General features: G+C 67.9%; 11 protein-coding genes. 6 read left to right on the forward strand and 5 right to left on the reverse strand.

What is annotated here, in order from left to right; all coding sequences use genetic code 11:
- The first annotated feature begins 9 nt into the window (after positions 1-9).
- From FB547_RS11100 to FB547_RS11110, 3 genes are read left to right on the forward strand one after another with little or no spacing between them, the layout of a single operon-like run.
- On the forward strand, positions 10-1,404 hold the full coding sequence (locus tag FB547_RS11100) for a TRAP transporter large permease (protein ID WP_145742183.1): 1,395 nt from the start codon (positions 10-12) through the stop codon (positions 1,402-1,404).
- Between the two features lie 25 nt (positions 1,405-1,429).
- Complete coding sequence (locus FB547_RS11105; protein ID WP_145742185.1) at positions 1,430-2,956, forward strand: UxaA family hydrolase; 1,527 nt, start codon at positions 1,430-1,432, stop codon at positions 2,954-2,956.
- Positions 2,957-2,963: 7 nt separating this feature from the next.
- On the forward strand, positions 2,964-4,022 hold the full coding sequence (locus FB547_RS11110; protein ID WP_145742187.1) for a malate/lactate/ureidoglycolate dehydrogenase: 1,059 nt from the start codon (positions 2,964-2,966) through the stop codon (positions 4,020-4,022).
- Between the two features lie 16 nt (positions 4,023-4,038).
- Here FB547_RS11110 and FB547_RS11115 read toward each other — a convergent pair whose 3' ends face one another.
- The 5 genes from FB547_RS11115 to slmA all read right to left on the reverse strand — a co-directional run bounded on the left by FB547_RS11115 (position 4,039) and on the right by slmA (position 8,766).
- Entirely contained in the window at positions 4,039-4,926 is an 888-nt protein-coding gene (locus FB547_RS11115) for a DMT family transporter (RefSeq protein ID WP_145742189.1), read from the reverse strand.
- Positions 4,919-5,743 carry a DUF2182 domain-containing protein gene (locus FB547_RS11120; protein WP_145742191.1) on the reverse strand — a complete coding sequence of 275 codons (825 nt, stop codon included), beginning with the start codon at positions 5,741-5,743 and terminating at the stop codon, positions 4,919-4,921. Before FB547_RS11120 ends, FB547_RS11115 begins: the two co-directional genes overlap by 8 nt.
- The gene (locus FB547_RS11125; RefSeq protein ID WP_145742193.1) at positions 5,740-6,342 is read right to left on the reverse strand and encodes a DUF1326 domain-containing protein; all 603 of its coding nucleotides are present in this window, start codon (positions 6,340-6,342) and stop codon (positions 5,740-5,742) included. Before FB547_RS11125 ends, FB547_RS11120 begins: the two co-directional genes overlap by 4 nt.
- Positions 6,343-6,491: 149 nt before the next feature.
- Complete coding sequence (locus FB547_RS11130) at positions 6,492-8,015, reverse strand: catalase (protein WP_145742195.1); 1,524 nt, start codon at positions 8,013-8,015, stop codon at positions 6,492-6,494.
- 97 nt (positions 8,016-8,112) lie between these two features.
- Positions 8,113-8,766: a nucleoid occlusion factor SlmA gene (gene slmA, locus FB547_RS11135; RefSeq protein ID WP_145742197.1), complete on the reverse strand. Its 654-nt coding sequence runs from the start codon at positions 8,764-8,766 to the stop codon at positions 8,113-8,115.
- Positions 8,767-8,887: 121 nt separating this feature from the next.
- Here slmA and galE point away from each other — a divergent pair, with 121 nt between their 5' ends.
- The 3 genes from galE to FB547_RS11150 all read left to right on the forward strand — a co-directional run bounded on the left by galE (position 8,888) and on the right by FB547_RS11150 (position 16,424).
- Positions 8,888-9,925: a UDP-glucose 4-epimerase GalE gene (gene galE / locus FB547_RS11140; protein WP_145742198.1), complete on the forward strand. Its 1,038-nt coding sequence runs from the start codon at positions 8,888-8,890 to the stop codon at positions 9,923-9,925.
- 373 nt (positions 9,926-10,298) lie between these two features.
- Positions 10,299-11,933, forward strand: coding sequence for a glycosyltransferase family 2 protein (locus FB547_RS11145; RefSeq protein WP_261380261.1), 1,635 nt, complete (start codon positions 10,299-10,301; stop codon positions 11,931-11,933).
- A 63-nt stretch (positions 11,934-11,996) separates the two neighbouring features.
- Positions 11,997-16,424 (forward strand): class I SAM-dependent methyltransferase, encoded by a 4,428-nt coding sequence (locus FB547_RS11150; protein ID WP_145742203.1) that lies wholly within the window; start codon positions 11,997-11,999, stop codon positions 16,422-16,424.
- Positions 16,425-16,433 lie beyond the last annotated feature (9 nt).

The following is a 16,433-nucleotide window of genomic DNA, read 5'->3' on the forward strand; positions in this document are numbered from 1 at the left end:
AACATCTGCATGCTGAAAATATTCTTCCTTGTCTTCATGGCGGGCGGCATTCCGGTGGCCGTGGCCATGGCCGGTGCCTCGCTGGCCTACATCCTCGCGAGCGGCAGCCTGCCGCCCTTCGTCGTGATCCACCGCATGGTGAGCGGCATCGACAGCTTTCCGCTGCTGGCGGTGCCCTTCTTCATCCTGGCCGGCAACCTGATGAACAACGCGGGCATCACCACCCGCATCTACAACTTCGCGCTCGCGCTGGTGGGCTGGCTCAAGGGCGGCCTGGGCCATGTGAACGTGCTCGGCTCGGTGATCTTCGCAGGCATGAGCGGCACCGCCATTGCCGATGCCGCGGGCCTGGGCACCATCGAGATCAAGGCGATGAAGGAGCACGGCTATTCGACCGAGTTCGCGGTAGGCGTGACGGCCGCCTCGGCCACGCTGGGCCCGATCATTCCGCCCAGCCTGCCCTTCGTGATCTACGGGATGATGGCCAATGTGTCGGTGGGGGCGCTGTTCCTCGCGGGCATCTTGCCCGGCGCACTGCTGGCCATCCTGATGATGCTCACGGTGGCCTACTTTGCGCACCGCAACGGCTGGGGCGGCGACGTCAAGTTCTCGAGCACGCGCTTCTTCAAGGCCATGTGCGAGCTCGCCGTGGTGATCGCCTGGCCGCTGCTGATGTGGCTGCTGGTGGCCAAGCTGGGCACGCCGCCGCAGCTCACGGTGTTGGCGGGCCTCGCATCGCTGTTCGTGCTCGACCGGATCTTCCGCTTCGAGGCGCTGCTGCCCATCATGACGCCGGTGCTGCTGATCGGCGGCATGAGCACGGGCCTGTTCACACCCACCGAGGGCGCGATTGCCGCCTGCGTGTGGGCGATGATCCTGGGCTTTGGCTGGTACAAGACGCTGTCGTGGAAGATGTTCGTCAAGGTCTGCCTCGACACCATCGAGACCACCTCCACCGTGCTGTTCATCGTGGCGGCCGCGTCGATCTTCGGCTGGATGCTCACCGCCACCGGCGTGACCACCGACATCGCGAGCTGGGTGCTGGGCTTCACCAAGGAAGCCTGGGTGTTCCTGCTGCTGGCCAACCTGCTGATGCTGTTCGTGGGCTGCTTCCTGGAGCCGACGGCCGCCATCACCATTCTGGTTCCGATCCTGCTGCCGATTGCCACGCAACTCGGCGTGGACCCGATCCACTTCGGCCTGGTGATGGTGCTGAACCTGATGATCGGCCTGCTGCATCCGCCGATGGGCATGGTGCTGTTCGTGCTGGCGCGCGTGGCGGGCCTGAGCTTCGAGCGCACGACGATGGCCATTCTTCCCTGGCTCATCCCGCTGCTGCTGGCACTGGTGGTGATCACCTATGTACCTTCATTGGTACTCTGGCTGCCGAAAATGTTCTTCTGATCCCCAACACAACACGAGTTCCACGATGAATCCCTTCATTCGCCTGCATCCGGCCGACGATGTCGTGATCGCGCGCAGCCAGCTGGTCGGCGGCGCCAAGGTCGAAGACTTTGCCGTGCGCGGCCTGATTCCCGCCGGGCACAAGGTGGCGACGCACGCCATTGCCGTTGGCGAACCGGTGCGCCGCTACAACCAGATCATCGGCTTCGCGAGCAAGCCGATCGCGGCCGGCGAGCACGTGCACACGCACAACCTCGACATGGGCCCCGACAAGGGCGACTTCGAGCGCGACTACGCCTTCGGCGCCGACGTGAAGCCTGCGCCCGCGAAGCGCGAGGCCACCTTCATGGGCATCAAGCGGGCCGACGGCCGCGTGGCCACGCGCAACTACATCGGCGTGCTCACGAGCGTGAACTGCTCGGCCACCGCGGCGCGCGCCATTGCCGACCACTTCTCGCGCAAGACCAATCCATCGGCGCTGGCCGGCTACCCGAATGTCGACGGCGTGGTGGCGCTCACCCACGGCACGGGCTGCGGCATGGACACGCAGGGCATGGGCATGCAGATCCTGGAGCGCACACTCACGGGCTATGCCACGCACCCGAACTTCGCGGGCGTGCTGGTGGTGGGCCTGGGCTGCGAGGCGAACCAGATCAATGCCTGGCTCGCGACCGGCCACCTGGCCGAAGGCGAGAACTTCCGCACCTTCAACATCCAGGACACCGGCGGTACGCGCAAGACGGTCGACAAAGGCATCGCGCTGATCAACGAGATGCTGCTGCGCGCCAATGCGGTCAAGCGCGAACCCTGCAGCGCGGCGCACATCACGATCGGGCTGCAGTGCGGCGGCTCGGACGGGTATTCGGGCATCAGCGCCAACCCGGCGCTGGGTGCAGCGGTCGACCTGCTGGTGGCGCACGGCGGCACGGCCATCCTGAGCGAAACGCCCGAGGTCTATGGCGCCGAGCACCTGCTCACGCGCCGCGCCGTCCGGCGCGAGGTCGGCCAGAAGCTGGTGGACCGCATCAAGTGGTGGGAGCACTACACCGCAATCAACGAAGGCGAGATGAACAACAACCCCTCGCCGGGCAACAAGGCCGGCGGCCTCACGACCATCCTCGAAAAATCGCTCGGCGCGGTGGCCAAGGGCGGGACCAGCAACCTCGAGGCGGTGTACGAATACGCCGAGCCGGTCACGGCGCACGGCTTCGTCTACATGGACACGCCGGGCTACGACCCCGTGAGCGCCACCGGGCAGGTCGCGGGCGGCGCGAACCTCATCTGCTTCACGACCGGACGCGGCTCGGCCTATGGCTGCGCGCCCTCCCCCTCGCTCAAGCTCGCGACCAACTCGGCGCTGTGGCAGCGGCAGGAAGAGGACATGGACATCAACTGCGGCGAGATCGTGGATGGCACCAGTTCGATCCAGGAGATGGGGCAGCGCATCTTCGAACTGGTCTTGGCCACGGCATCCGGCGAACCCTCGAAAAGCGAGAAACATGGCTACGGCCAAAATGAATTCGTGCCGTGGCAAGTCGGCGCAGTCATGTAAGGAACCTATGTCCCAAACCCTTCCCGCCTCTGTTCTGCGATCGCAATGCGCCCGCATCCTCGAAGCCGCCGGCAGCACGCCGGCCGAAGCCGCGCAGGTGGCCGCGAACCTCGTGCTGGCCAACCTGAGCGGCCATGACTCGCACGGCGTGGGCATGCTGCCGCGCTATGTCGACGCCGTGGCCGAAGGCGGGCTCGTGCCGAATGCCGCGGTCAAGGTCAACACCGACATCGGCACCCTGCTCGCACTCGATGGCCAGCATGGCTACGGCCAGATCGTCGGCGTGCAGGCGATGGCGCTCGGCATCGAGCGGGCGAAGCAACACGGCAGCTGCATCTTCACGCTCGCGAATGCGCACCACCTGGGCCGCATCGGGCACTTCGCCGAAATGGCGACGACCGAGGGCCTGGTCTCGATGCACTTCGTCAACGTGCTGTCGCGGCCCGTGGTGGCGCCATGGGGCGGCGGCGACGGACGCTTCGGCACCAACCCGTGCTGCATCGGCATTCCGCTGGCGGGCGCCGAGCCCTTCCTGCTCGACTTCGCGACCAGCCGCGTGGCGCAGGGCAAGATGCGCGTCGCCCACAACAAGGGCGAACGCGTGCCCGACGGCTACCTGATCGACGAGCGCGGCGCGCCCACCAACGACCCGGGCGTGGTCGTAGTGCCGCAGTCCAATGGCCTGTTCGGCGCGCTCATGACCTTCGGCGAACACAAGGGCTACGGCATGGCGATGGCCTGCGAGCTGCTGGGCGGCGCACTCACCGGCGGCGGCACCTGGCACCGCCCGGCCGACACGGCGCGTACGGTGCTCAACGGCATGCTGACGATCCTGATCGACCCCGCCAGGCTCGGCACCCAGGAGAGCTTCGCGCAGGAAGCGACAGCCTTCGTCGACTGGCTGCGCCAGAGCCCGCCGGGCGCCGGTTTCGACCAGGTGCAGATCGCGGGCGAGCCGGAGCGCGCCGCACGCGTGGCGCGCGAGCGCGACGGCATCTGGCTGGACGATGCGACGTGGAGCGAGATCGTCGCGGCCGGGGCCAAGGTGGGCGTGGCCGTCGCGTAGCAAAGGGCGCTGGTGTCTACCGGCGCGCGTTGCGCGACTTCTGGCTCAGCACGATCGCAATGCCGCCCAGGATGGCCACCGAGGCGGCCGCCAGCCGCGGCGTGATCGCCTCCGACAGCAGCAGCACGCCGCCGAACGCGGCCAGCAGCGGCACCGACAGCTGCACGGTGGCCGCCTGCATGGCCGACAGGCGCGCCAGCGCCGCATACCAGACGACATAACCGAGGCCCGAGGTCAATGCGCCGGAGGCCACGGCCAGCGCGATGCCGGTGGCATCCGCATGGGCGCGCATCATGAAGGCAAGGCTCAGCGCCAGCGCCAGCGGCACGGCCCGCATGAAGTTGCGGCCGGTGGCGGCCAGTGGATCGGGCACGCCGCGGCCGCGCAGCGAATACACGCCCCATGCCACGCCGGCGATGGCCATCAGCACGGCGCCGAGCAGCGGCGGCGCCGCGACGCCCGGCAGCACCAGGTAGACGAGCCCGCCGGCCGCCAGCACGAAGCCGAGCCATGCCACGGGCCCGAAGCGCTCGCCGGAGCCCAGGCCCGCGCCCAGCATCGTGAGCTGCACAGCGCCGAACAGGATCAGCGCGCCCGTGCCCGCGGAAAGGCTGAGGTAGGCAAAGGAGAAGAACGCGACGTAGGCGAACAGCATGGCGGCCGCAAGCCAGTCGGCGCGGCCGGGCACAGCAGGCCGCGCCCGGAACTGCACGACGAGCGCGAGCGTGAGCGCACCGGACACCAGCCGGATGCTGCCGAAGCTGGCCGGATCGATGCCGCGCTGCTGCAACGCCAGCCGGCACAACAGCGAATTGGCCGCGAACGCCACCATGGCCACCGCGGTCAGCGCGACGGTCTGCAGGGTGGACGGCGCGCGGCGCACCTCGGAGATGGCTTCAGACATGCGTCGCCACCATGAAAGCCGCCCAACCCAGCAGCGCGAAGCCCATCGGTGCGCTCAGGCGATGGCCCCAGGGAACGTTCTTTTCCAGCGCCATGGCCGCGGCCAGCAGAAGCATCCAGCCCAGGCTGCCGGTGCCGAGCGCGAACATCAGCAGCATCAGCGCCCAGCAGCAGCCGACGCAGAACAGGCCGTGGTGCAGGCCCAGCGCGAAGGCCTGGCGGGCCTGCGCACGGCCGCGCCAGTGCTCGATGACAAAGCCGAGCGGTGTGCGGCACTTCTCGAGGCACTTGTGCTTGAGGCTGCTGAACTGGAAGGCGCCGGCCAGCGCGATGGTCGCGGCGCCGATCACCCAGCCGTGCCAGGCCAGCGTGGGCGCACTCGCGAGCAGCGCCAGCACCGCGCTGTGGAGCCCGTGCGCCAGCAGCCCGAAGGCACCCCACACGGCCATATAGCCGAGCCCCAGCATCACGAGCAGGCGCGCGTGGTCCGAGCGCGCCGCGGTCAGGCGGTCGAAGGCGTTGAACAGCGGCAGCGTGGTCGGCAGCATCATGGCCATTGTCATGAGGATCCACGCAAAGGCATAGAGCACAGCAGGCACGACCACGCCGCCGGCGGGAATGGCCTGGCACAGGAACGCGGCCGGCCCGGAGGCGGTCCAGTCGCCGTGTTCGAGATAGCGTCCGTAAGGGCTGCGCGCCCAGGCCCACAACACCACCCACGCGAGCATGACCAGCGCGGCAAGAACCGGCAGGAACACGCGTCGGTGGCTCACGGCAGTGCGAGCAGCCCCCTTCGGAACGGCCGGGCGGAGGCTCATGCGTCGAAGACGAAGGTGCTCTGCAGGGCGTTGTGGTTCTTGATGTCGAGATCGATGCCGAGGGCAGGGTTCTTCGAGCGGTAGGTTGGCGCCTTGCCGACGAACACCGGCGCGCCCGGCACCGTCGAGAACACGGTGTCCGACAGCGTGGTCTGGCCGCCGGTGGCGCCGCGGTAGGGCTCGAGTTCGGCGTAGTAGTCCTTGCCGATTTCCAACTCGCCCTTGCCTTCGTTCACGGTGAAGCGGATCGGCGCCCGCTCGACCGACACCACCTGGCCGATGAGGGCGGCCAGATCGGCGATGGGTCCGCCGGCCTTCCCGGTGTAGACCTTGAGCAGCGCCTCTTCCTGCGCCTTGGAGGCGTTTTCGTCGACGAAGATCGCCGCCGTCCAGTTGCCTTCGAGGATGTTTCCGGGCACATGCGCCACGGCCGCGATGGTGTTGCCGCCGACGTCGACGCCGTCGATGGTTCCCTTGTCGATGCGCCACGCGACGATGGTGTCGCAGGTGCCGTTGTCAGGATCCTCGCCGATCCAGCAGGGACACAGAACGTTGCAGTTGCATACCTCGAGCAGGCGACCTTCCAGGTGATAGCTCATACGAACCTCCGTTCAGAAGCCACACGAACACAGGCTTGTCGCCGCGACTCAGCGGCAAGGGGGCGCTGATCCTACGCTTCGCGATGAAGCAAGTCGAGTGCGATGCCGCGCCCCGCGCCCTCCCCTGGGTACCCCATTGCCGCCTCGGATCAGCTGCGGCTCGCGTCGTGCGCCGGCTTGCCGACCTGCACGCTCACTTCCTCGCCCTTGAGCTTCGCCTGCACGGCCTTGATGGCCTTGTCGAGCCGCGCGCCGTAGTCGGCATCGGCCTGGCGGAAGTAGCTCACCGAACGGTCGATGATGTCCTGCCGCGTCACCGCGCCCAGGCCGCCCGCGATGTTGTTCACCAGCCGTTCCTTGGCGGCTTCGTCCATCAGGCGGTAGAGGTCGCCGGCCTGCACGAAGTCGTTGTCCTCGGGGTGCTTCTGCCACTGGTGGCTGCCGGTCCAGCCATGGATCTCGAGCGGTGCGTAGACCGGCTCGTTGCTCTGCTTGGGTGCGTTGCTGAAGCTGTTGGGCTCGTAGTTGGGACCGCGGCCGCCGTTGCCGTCGCCGCGCATCGCGCCATCGCGGCCGTAGTTCTGCGCCGTGGTGGCGTGCGGGCGGTTCACCGGCAGCTGCGTGTGGTTGATGCCCAGGCGGTAGCGCTGCGTGTCGCCGTAGCTGAACAGCCGGCCCTGCAGCATCTTGTCGGGCGAAGGGCCGATGCCGGGCACGAAGTTGGCCGGGTTGAACGCGGCCTGCTCGATCTCGGCAAAGTAGTTGTCGGGATTTCGGTTGAGCGTGAGGATGCCGATGTCGATCTTCGGATAGTCCTTGTGCGACCAGACCTTGGTCAGGTCGAAGGGGTTGAAGCGGTAGGTCTGCGCCTCGGCCACCGGCATGATCTGCACCTGGACGCGCCAGCTCGGGAACTCGCCGCGCTCGATCGAATGCAGCAGGTCGAGGTGGTGGTGGTTCGGGTTTTCGCCGCCCACGCGCTGCGCCTCTTCGGCCACGAAGGTCTCGATGCCCTGGTTGGTCTTGAAGTGGTACTTGACCCAGAAGGCCTCGCCCTTGGCGTTCACCCACTGGAAGGTGTGCGAGCCGAAGCCGTCCATGTGGCGGTAGCTCTTCGGAATGCCGCGGTCGCCGAACAGCCAGGTGAACTGGTGCGTGGCCTCGGGCGAATGCGAGAAGAAGTCCCAGGCGTTGTTGGGCTCCTGCACATGGCTGTAGGGATCGCGCTTCTGCGAGTGGATGAAGTCGGGAAACTTGAGCGGATCGCGGATGAAGAAGACCGGCGTGTTGTTGCCGACGAGGTCGTAGTTGCCTTCTTCGGTATAGAACTTGAGGGCGAAGCCGCGCGGGTCGCGCACGGTGTCGGCCGAGCCGAGTTCGAGCGCCACGGTTGAGAAGCGCGCCAGCACCTCGGTCTTCTTGCCGACCTGGCTCAGAAACCTGGCCTTGGTCCATTTCGACACGTCGGCCGTGACCTCGAAGGTGCCGAAGGCGCCCGAACCGCGCGCATGCACCACGCGCTCCGGAATGCGCTCACGGTCGAAGCGAGCGAGCTTTTCGATCAGGTGGTGGTCCTGCATCAGCACGGGGCCGCCGGGGCCCGCCGTCTGCGACTGCTGGTTGTTCTCGACGGGCGCGCCGTTTTCGGTGGTGAGCTTGCGGGAATCGGTCATGGGTGGGCTTCCTCTTGAGTTGATGAGCCCATGCATTCTCTCAATGGACGCAGCCCTGCTGCATCACATTGAGCTATCGCCTCGATAGGCGGCCGACCTAGACGATCAGCGCGATCGTGGCTTCGAGGTGCTCCGACGGCGCCCGGCGGAAGCCCGAGCGCGTGAAGCGCTGCAGCTGCCCGACCACGAAGGCCGTGAGCGCGGCGGCGCGCACCTGCGCATCGACGCTCGGGGTGGCCGAGCCGTCCGCGGCGGCTGCCCCGCGCAGCACCTGGCGCAGGGTGGCTTCGATCTTGTCGAAGAACTGGTTCATGCGCTGCTGGAGACGCTCGTTCTCGAACACCAGCGCGTCGCCCACCATGACGCGCGTCATGCCGGGGTTGCGCTCGGCAAACTGCACCAGCAGCGTGAGGATCTTTGCGGCCTGCTGGGCCCCCGTCGCGCCTTCGCGCTCGAGGATCTGGTTCACCAGCGTGAAGACGCTCTGCTCGATGAAGTCGATCAGGCCTTCGAACATCTGGGCCTTGCTCGCGAAGTGGCGGTAGAGCGCGGCTTCGCTGACGTCGAGCCGCGCGGCCAGTGCCGCGGTCGTCACCCGCTCGGCGCCGGGCTGCTCGAGCATGGCGGCCAGCGCCTGCAGGATCTGCACGCGCCGCTCCCCGGGCTTGGGACGCTTTCGGACCGGCGCGACGGGCGTCGACGTCTCGGTAGGGGTTTCTGTGCCGGGATGGCTTGTCTCTTCGTTCTGCATGGAAGCGCGTGCAAAGATGTAATCAATTGATTCTCGCACAGGGCCGCGCAGTGAGCGCGCGCAAACCGGCCCCGGGGAAAGCTCGTACAGAATCGGCCCATCCAACCAAGCAAGAGTTCTCATGGCCCCAAAAAGCGTTCTGGTGACGGGTGGTGCAGGTTTCATTGGCAGCCACACCTGCGTCGCGCTGGCCACCGCCGGATACACACCGGTGATTCTCGACAATCTGGGCAACAGCGACATCCGGGTATTGGAGCGGTTGCGGCAGATCACCGGCAGCGCGCCGCGGCTGATCGAGGGCGACGTGCGCGACCGGGCCCTGCTCGACCGCGTGCTGGGCGAAGAAGGCTTTTCGGCCGTGATCCACTTCGCGGGCCTCAAGGCCGTGGGCGACTCGGTGGCCGACCCGCTCACCTACTACGACAACAACGTGCACGGCAGCCTCGTGCTCGCCTCGGCCATGCAGCAGGCGGGCGTGCGGACGCTGATCTTTTCGTCCTCGGCCACGGTGTACGGCGAACCCGACCACTCGCCCATTCCGGAAGACGCGCCCTGCAGGCCGGCCAATCCTTACGGCCGCTCCAAGCGCATGGTGGAAGAGGCGCTGGCCGACCTGCAGCGCGCGCAGCCCGGCTGGCGCATTGCGCTGCTGCGCTACTTCAACCCGGTCGGCGCGCATGAAAGCGGGCTCATCGGCGAACACCCGCAGGGCAAGCCGAACAACCTGATGCCCTTCGTGTGCCAGGTGGCCGTGGGGCAGCGCGACAAGCTGCTGATCCACGGCAACGACTACCCCACGCCCGACGGCACCGGCGTGCGCGACTACGTGCATGTGATGGACCTCGCCGAGGGGCATGTGGCGGCGCTTCGGCATGCGCAAGGCCAAGAGGGCCTGGTCACGCTGAACCTCGGCACCGGCCGTGGCGCCTCGGTGCTGGAGGTGGTGCATGCCTTCGAGCGCGCGAGCGGGCGTCCGCTGCCTTATGAGATCGGTCCGCGCCGGCCCGGCGACGTGCCCGCCTACTGGGGCGATCCCTCGCTGGCGGAAGCCACGCTCGGCTGGCGCGCGCACCGCGGGCTCGACCAGATGTGCGCCGACAGCTGGCGCTGGCAGCAGGGCAATCCGAACGGCTACGAAAGGTCACTGACCGCCGGCTGACCGGGCCTGCCGGCCTCCCCGGAAAGAAGGCCCTCAGGTGCCACCGGGCATGTAACGAATGCACACCCCGGAACCCGGCCGCAACAAATGTTAAGTCGATTGTTACCCAAAGCAATCTTTCGCCTCGCTATTCTGAATTGATGGGGGGCTCTGCATGCCGGCAAGCCCCGAGGGTTGTGCCATCTCTTTGCAGAGTAGGGGGAATGATTTGCCGATTGATCAAGCGCGATACGCCCAATGGGCCGCGGCGTGCCGGTTCTCTGCCTTCACCGACACCGCCTACAGCGCGTGGACACGCGAAGAAGCGTCCCGCCACAAGGCAGAACAGCCGGCGCTTCGCTCTGAGCTGGAGAATCTTCCGTACCGCGAGGGCTTGACCTTCGCCGTTGCCGACAGCGGCAGCGACGAGGCATTGCGCAACACGCTGGCTTCGCTCGCCGCGCAACTGTGCCATCGCTTCGACGTGGTGGTGGCCTGCGAGCCTTCGCGCGCCGAAGCGGCCGCCCGTGCGCTCCTGTTCGTTCGCGATTCGATCAACGTGCGGCTGGTGGCCGCGAGCGCGCCGGCCAGCCGGCTCGAACTGCAGAAGCTCGCGCTCGCGCACACGGCCGAACCCTGGTTCGGTGTGATCCTCGCGGGCGACCGGCTCGCTGCGCAGGCCGTTTCGTCGATCCAGCTCACGCTCGCGAAATGGCCCGATGCGGCGGTCATCTATGCGGACGAGGACTGGAGCGCCGAGGGCCAGGCCCGCTGCAAGCCGCGCTTCAAGTCGGCATGGGACCCCGAGGCCCAGCTCGGCTTCGACCTGCTGGACGGCCTGTGCGTGATGAAGCGCGCCAACGTCCTGGAGGCCGGAGGCTTTCGCGCCGAATTCGAGCCGGCCGCCAGCTACGACCTGCACTGCAGGGTGGCGATGCCGCTGCCCTGCAGCCAGGTGCGCCATATTCCCTCGGTGCTGTACCACCGGCAGGTTCCGCCGATCATCGATGCGAGCGACACCCGGCAGGCCGTCGAGGCCTATGCAGCGGCGGCCCGGCGAGTGGCGGCTGAAGCGGCGTTCCGGCAGACGGGTATGGCGGCCGAGGTGCGGCCCTCGCCGATCGCGGAGTTCGTCAACCATGTCCGCCGCCCACTGCCCAGCCCCGCGCCACGGGTCAGCGTGCTCGTGCCGACGCGCGACCGCGCCCATCTGGTGAGGACCTGCCTGGACGGCCTGCTGCGCAAGACCGACTATCCGGATTTCGAAGTCCTCATCCTCGACAACGACAGCGTCGAGCCGGCGACGCTGTCCCTCTTCGCCGAGCTGGCCGCGGACCCTCGCGTGCGCGTGCTGCGCGTGCCTGGCCCGTTCAATTTCTCGGCCATCAACAACACCGGCGTGCAAGCCTCGACCGGAGAGGTGCTGCTCTTCCTGAACAACGACATCGAGATCCTCGATGGCGGATGGCTCAGGGAGATGGTCGGCGAAGCCATGCGGCCGGACATCGGCTGCGTGGGCGCCAAGCTCCTGTACGGCAACGGCACGGTCCAGCATGCCGGCGTCATGCTGCAGCACGGCCCGCTGGCGATGCATGTCTGCCGCACCGATGGCGCCGCCGACACCGGCCTGGACGGGCGGCTCGCCGGCACGCGCGACTACCTGGCGGTCACGGGAGCCTGTCTTGCGGTTCGGCGCTCGGTGTTCGAGCAGGTGGGCGGCTTCGACGGCGAGCACCTGCCGGTGGCCTACAACGACATCGACCTGTGCCTGAAGGTGAACGATGCGGGCTACCGCAACATCTGCACGCCGTTTGCCTCGCTGCTGCACCTGGAGAGCGCCTCGCGCGGGCACGACCATGTTTCCGAAGAGAAGCAGCAGCGGGCAGCGCGCGAGCAGGCGCATGCCAGCGCCAAGTGGATCGATCGCTTCGAGCACGACCCCTATCACAACCCGAATGTCCAGCTGGACTGGGTCACCGGCGCGCGCCTGGCCCCCAGCGCCTGCCAGCATTGGCAGCTCGCGCGCTGAGGCGGCGCGGCGGTTTCATCGACTTTCTAGCGGAGGCCCGGACTCGTCCGGGCAGGAATACAAATGAAAGAACCCACCCTCATTCTTCCGACGGTCGACAGGTCGCTCGACGTGCTGACGCACCCGGTGCTGGATCCGCTTTTCTGGACGCCGCACCTGCTCGGCAAGGCCAGCGCCTGGTGGACCCACACGCCGTTCGCGTTCTGGATCGTGGCCGCCTGCAAGCCGGACCTCTTGGTGGAACTGGGCACGCACAACGGCGTGTCGTACGCGGCGTTCTGCGAGGCCGTCGCGCGGCTCAAGTCGGCCACGCGCTGCTACGCCGTGGACACCTGGGCCGGAGACGAGCATGCCGGGCACTTCGACGCGCAGGTCTACCACGAGCTGCGCGACTTCCACGACAAGCACTTCAGCGCCTTCTCCGAACTCCTCAAGTCCACCTTCGACGACGCCCTGCCGTACTTTGCCGACGGCTCCGTCGACCTGCTGCACATCGACGGCTTCCACACCTACGAGGCGGTCAAGCACGACTTCGAGACCTGGCTTCCCAAGCTGTCGGACAAGGCCGTGGTGCTGTTCCACGACACCAATGTGCGCAGCGGCAATTTCGGCGTCTTCCGCTTCTTCGCCGAGCAGGCGCGGCACTATCCCTCGTTCGAATTCCTGCACGGCCACGGCCTCGGCGTGCTGGCCGTGGGCGACCGCGCGCCGGCCGCCGCCATGGCGCTGTGCAACCTCGAGCCCGAGCGCGCCGACGCCGCCAGGTCGCGCTTCTCGCATCTGGGCGCGCGCTGGTTCGTCACCACGCGCGAACAGCTCGGTTCGGCCGAACTGCATCAGCGCATCCACGAGGCCCATGCCCAGCGCGCGCCGGTGGAAGCGGAACTGGCCCAGGTGGCGGCCGCCCGCGCGGCCGAGGCCGAGGCCCGCGCCAGCGCCGAAGGCAAGCTGGACGCCCTGGCCCACGAGGTGGCCGAGAAGGCCGCGCAGCTGGAAGACCTGAACCGGCAGGCCAGCGATGCGCAGGCGAAGGCCGCCCAGGCCGAAGCCGCCGCCCGCGCAACCGGCTTCGCCCACGAGCAGGCGAACCGGCGCGTGGCGGAGCTGCGGAATGTCGTGGCGCAATTGGCCTCCGACCTGAACAAGACCCGCGATGACCTGAACGAGACCAGCGACGCCAGGAGCCTGCAGCAGCGCACCGCGCTGGCCTGGAAGAACCTCGCCGACCGGAAGGAAGACCGGGTCGAATCGCTGATGGAGCGCTTCACGCGCCTGCGGGTGGACCCGTCCCTGAGCGTCAAGGCCAAGCTGCGCAGGCGTCTGCGGCTGCTTGCCCGCCGCCTTGCCGGCAAGCGGGTGGACCTGGGCGCGGTGGAGATCGTCCGGTTCTCGCCCTACTTCGATCGCGAGTGGTACCTGAAGACCTACTCCGACGTCGCATCGGCCGGCACGGACCCCGCGGAGCACTACGTCACCCACGGCGCGGCCGAAGGGCGCCAGCCCGGCCCGTGGTTCTCGGGCACCGAATACACAGCGCGCTACGGGGACGCGGCGGGCTTCAACCCGCTGCTTCACTACATGCTGGTCGGCGCCCGAGAGGGGCGGCGCGCCGGCCTGCTCGGCAGCGACGACACGGAGCCGCCGCCCCTTCCTGTATTGCCGAGCCGGGTGTTCTCGATCTTCTATGTCTCGGGCGAGGCGGATACGCCCGGCCATCTGTACCGCGTGGCGCGCTACATCGAGGCTGCGCGGATGAACGGCGTGCCGGCGGAATGGGTCCGGCAGGAAGAGCTGGAGGCGCGGCTCGAGCTGACCTCGCGGCACGACGTGATGATTCTCTGGCGCACCCAGTGGAGCTCCGCCCTCGAAAAAGCCATCGGGCTGATGCATGCGCAGGGCAAGAAGGTAGTGTTTGACATCGACGACCTGATGATCGAGCCGGACCTGGCCGACACCAAGGTGATCGACGGCATCCGCTCCAACGCCCATCCGGAAGCCGCGGTGCGCGAGCTCTTCGCGAGCGTACGCAGGTCCATGCTCGCGGCCGACGTCTGCATTGCCAGCACGCAGGAACTGGCCTACCACATGCGCTGGGCGGGCAAGTCCACCCATGTGCTGTTCAACGGCTTCGACGACCAGACCTTCGAGCTGTCGCGCCGCAGTGCGAGGCAGTGGCGCAGCGCGCGCACCGATAACCTGGTGCGCATCGGCTATGCCGGCGGATCGCGGACGCACCAGCGCGACCTGGGCCTGGCCATCGAGGCGATCGCGCGCGTGCTGCGCGAAAACGAGCTGTGCCGTCTGGTGCTGTTCCAGACCGAGTCCGGCATGCGCTTGGTCGACGTGGAGGAATATCCGGTGATGGCCGGCCTGGCGCACCGCATCGAATGGCGGCCCTTCCAGACCCTGGAGACACTGCCGCGCGAAATTGCGCGCTTCGACATCAACATCGCTCCGCTGGAATTCGGCAACCCCTTCTGCGAGGCCAAGAGCGAATTGAAGTTCTTCGAGGCCGCGCTGGTCGACGTTCCCACCATCGCATCGCCGACCGGGCCGTTCACGCGGGCGATCGAGCACGGCGTGTCGGGCTTTCTGGCCCCGAGCGCCGACGACTGGTACCACCATCTGTCGGCGCTGGCGTCAGACCCTGCGCTGAGGGCCAGCATCGGCTCGGCCGCGTTCCTGCGCGCGATGGCCTCGTACGGCCCGCTGCAGCGGGCCGCGCAGTTCGGCCGGGTGCTCGACCAGCTGCAAGGTGATGCGCTGGCCGCGCGGGCCTTCGCGCTCGATGCGCGCGTGCGTTCTGCGCCAATCCGCCGGCCCCAGCTGATGCCACTGGAAGTGCTGTTCGAGCACCGGGCCGAAGAGGTCGAGCTCGCGGATGTCACGGTCGTCATTCCGCTCTACAACTACGAGCAGTTCATCGTCGAGGCGCTGGAATCCGTGTGTGCCCAGACGCTCGCGGTGCTGGACCTGGTGGTGGTGGACGACTGTTCGACCGACGGCTCGCTGGACGCCGTGCTGGCATGGGTCCGGCAGCACGCCAGGCGCTTCAACCGCGTGGCAGTTGCCCGGCATGAGGCCAACAGCGGCCTGGGCCTCACGCGCAATGCAGGCTTCCACCTCGCGGACAGCCCCTACGTGCTGCCGCTGGATGCGGACAACCGGCTGCGCCCGAAATGCTGCGAGGAGCTGCGCCGCGCCATCCGCACCGAGCGCGTGGCCTTCGCCTACCCGACCATCCAGCACTTCGGCGCCTCCAGTGCGCTGCTGGGCGACTCCCGCTACGAGCCACAGCGCTTTGTGGCCGGCAACTACATCGATGCGATGGCGCTGGTCTCGAAGGAGGCGTGGGCGATCGTCGGGGGCTACAACCACGTTCGCCACGGCTGGGAAGACTTCGACTTCTGGTGCCGGCTCGCGGAGCAGGGCCAGCGCGGCGTGTGGGAGGCACAAACGCTCGCGGACTACCGCGTGCATGCGGGCTCGATGCTCAAGGCCGAGACGACGGTCCCGCAGAATTACCAGCGGCTGATCGAGAACTTCAAGGCCCAGTATCCCTGGGTGTCGCTGATCGACGAGCGGCTCGCGCGCAAGCCGCCGGCGCTGCAGGTGGCGCTGAGCGACGACGGCGCGAAGTCGCGGCTCCAGGCGCTGCTGCCGATTCTTCGCTGCCCCAAGACCGGGCTCAAGCTGACGGCCGATGCGGCAAGCGGCGCGCTGGTGACCGTGGACGGCTGGCGGCGCTGGCCCGTCGTCCAGGGCCGGGCGGTTCTTTGCGAGGACATCGGCGAGCCTGAGGTCAAGCCCGCCGAGCACGTCAGCAATGCGCTGCCGCCCGAAGCCCTGAAGCTCGCAAAGAGCACCAAGGGGTGGGTGCTGAATCTCAGCGGCGGAGGCTCGCAGGAAAAGATCGAGAACCTGGTCGAAGTCGAGTACAGCCTGTTCAGGCACACCGACGTGGTCGCGGACGCCCACGTGCTGCCGTTCGACGACGCGGTCTTCGATGCGGCGATCGTCATGAACGCCTTCGAGCACTACCGCGAACCGCAGAAGGTGGCGGCGGAGCTCCTGCGGGTGCTCAAGCCCGGCGGCCGCATCCTAGTGCGCACGGCCTTCATGCAGCCGCTGCACGAGCGGCCCTGGCACTTCTTCAACTGCACCCGCTACGGGCTGGAGCAGTGGTTCCGCGAGTTCGAGGCCGAGCGCGTGCGGGTGTCGGAGAATTTCGCGCCGAATCACTCCGTCAGCTGGCTGGCGTCGGAGTGCGAGCAGGCGCTGCGCGCCAACGTGTCCGACGAGGCCGCGGAACGCTTCCGGGAGGCCCCCGCGGGCGAGCTCGTGGACCTGTGGCGCGATCCGTCGCTGCGCGGCACGCCGCTCTGGACCGATTTCGAGAAGCTGCCGCAGTCGGTGCAGGAGGTGGGCGCCGCGGGGTTCGAATTCCTGGGCCGGAAACCCGCGGTTGGGAGGGTGAACGTGAACGGCTGAGGCTGCGGC

The sequence above is a fragment of the Variovorax beijingensis genome (assembly GCF_007828835.1).
In the GTDB taxonomy this organism is placed as follows: Bacteria; Pseudomonadota; Gammaproteobacteria; order Burkholderiales; family Burkholderiaceae_C; genus Variovorax; species Variovorax beijingensis_A.

Bases quoted from the DNA above. Each gene is read 5' to 3' on its own strand.
- FB547_RS11150 (WP_145742203.1), top strand. From the start codon at position 11,997: ATGAAAGAACCCACCCTCATTCTTCCGACGGTCGACAGGTCGCTCGAC.
- FB547_RS11100 (WP_145742183.1), top strand. From the start codon at position 10: ATGCTGAAAATATTCTTCCTTGTCTTCATGGCGGGCGGCATTCCGGTG.
- FB547_RS11125 (WP_145742193.1), bottom strand. From the start codon at position 6,342: ATGAGCTATCACCTGGAAGGTCGCCTGCTCGAGGTATGCAACTGCAAC.
- FB547_RS11130 (WP_145742195.1), bottom strand. From the start codon at position 8,015: ATGACCGATTCCCGCAAGCTCACCACCGAAAACGGCGCGCCCGTCGAG.
- FB547_RS11110 (WP_145742187.1), top strand. From the start codon at position 2,964: ATGTCCCAAACCCTTCCCGCCTCTGTTCTGCGATCGCAATGCGCCCGC.
- FB547_RS11120 (WP_145742191.1), bottom strand. From the start codon at position 5,743: ATGAGCCTCCGCCCGGCCGTTCCGAAGGGGGCTGCTCGCACTGCCGTG.
- FB547_RS11115 (WP_145742189.1), bottom strand. From the start codon at position 4,926: ATGTCTGAAGCCATCTCCGAGGTGCGCCGCGCGCCGTCCACCCTGCAG.
- FB547_RS11105 (WP_145742185.1), top strand. From the start codon at position 1,430: ATGAATCCCTTCATTCGCCTGCATCCGGCCGACGATGTCGTGATCGCG.
- slmA (WP_145742197.1), bottom strand. From the start codon at position 8,766: ATGCAGAACGAAGAGACAAGCCATCCCGGCACAGAAACCCCTACCGAG.
- galE (WP_145742198.1), top strand. From the start codon at position 8,888: ATGGCCCCAAAAAGCGTTCTGGTGACGGGTGGTGCAGGTTTCATTGGC.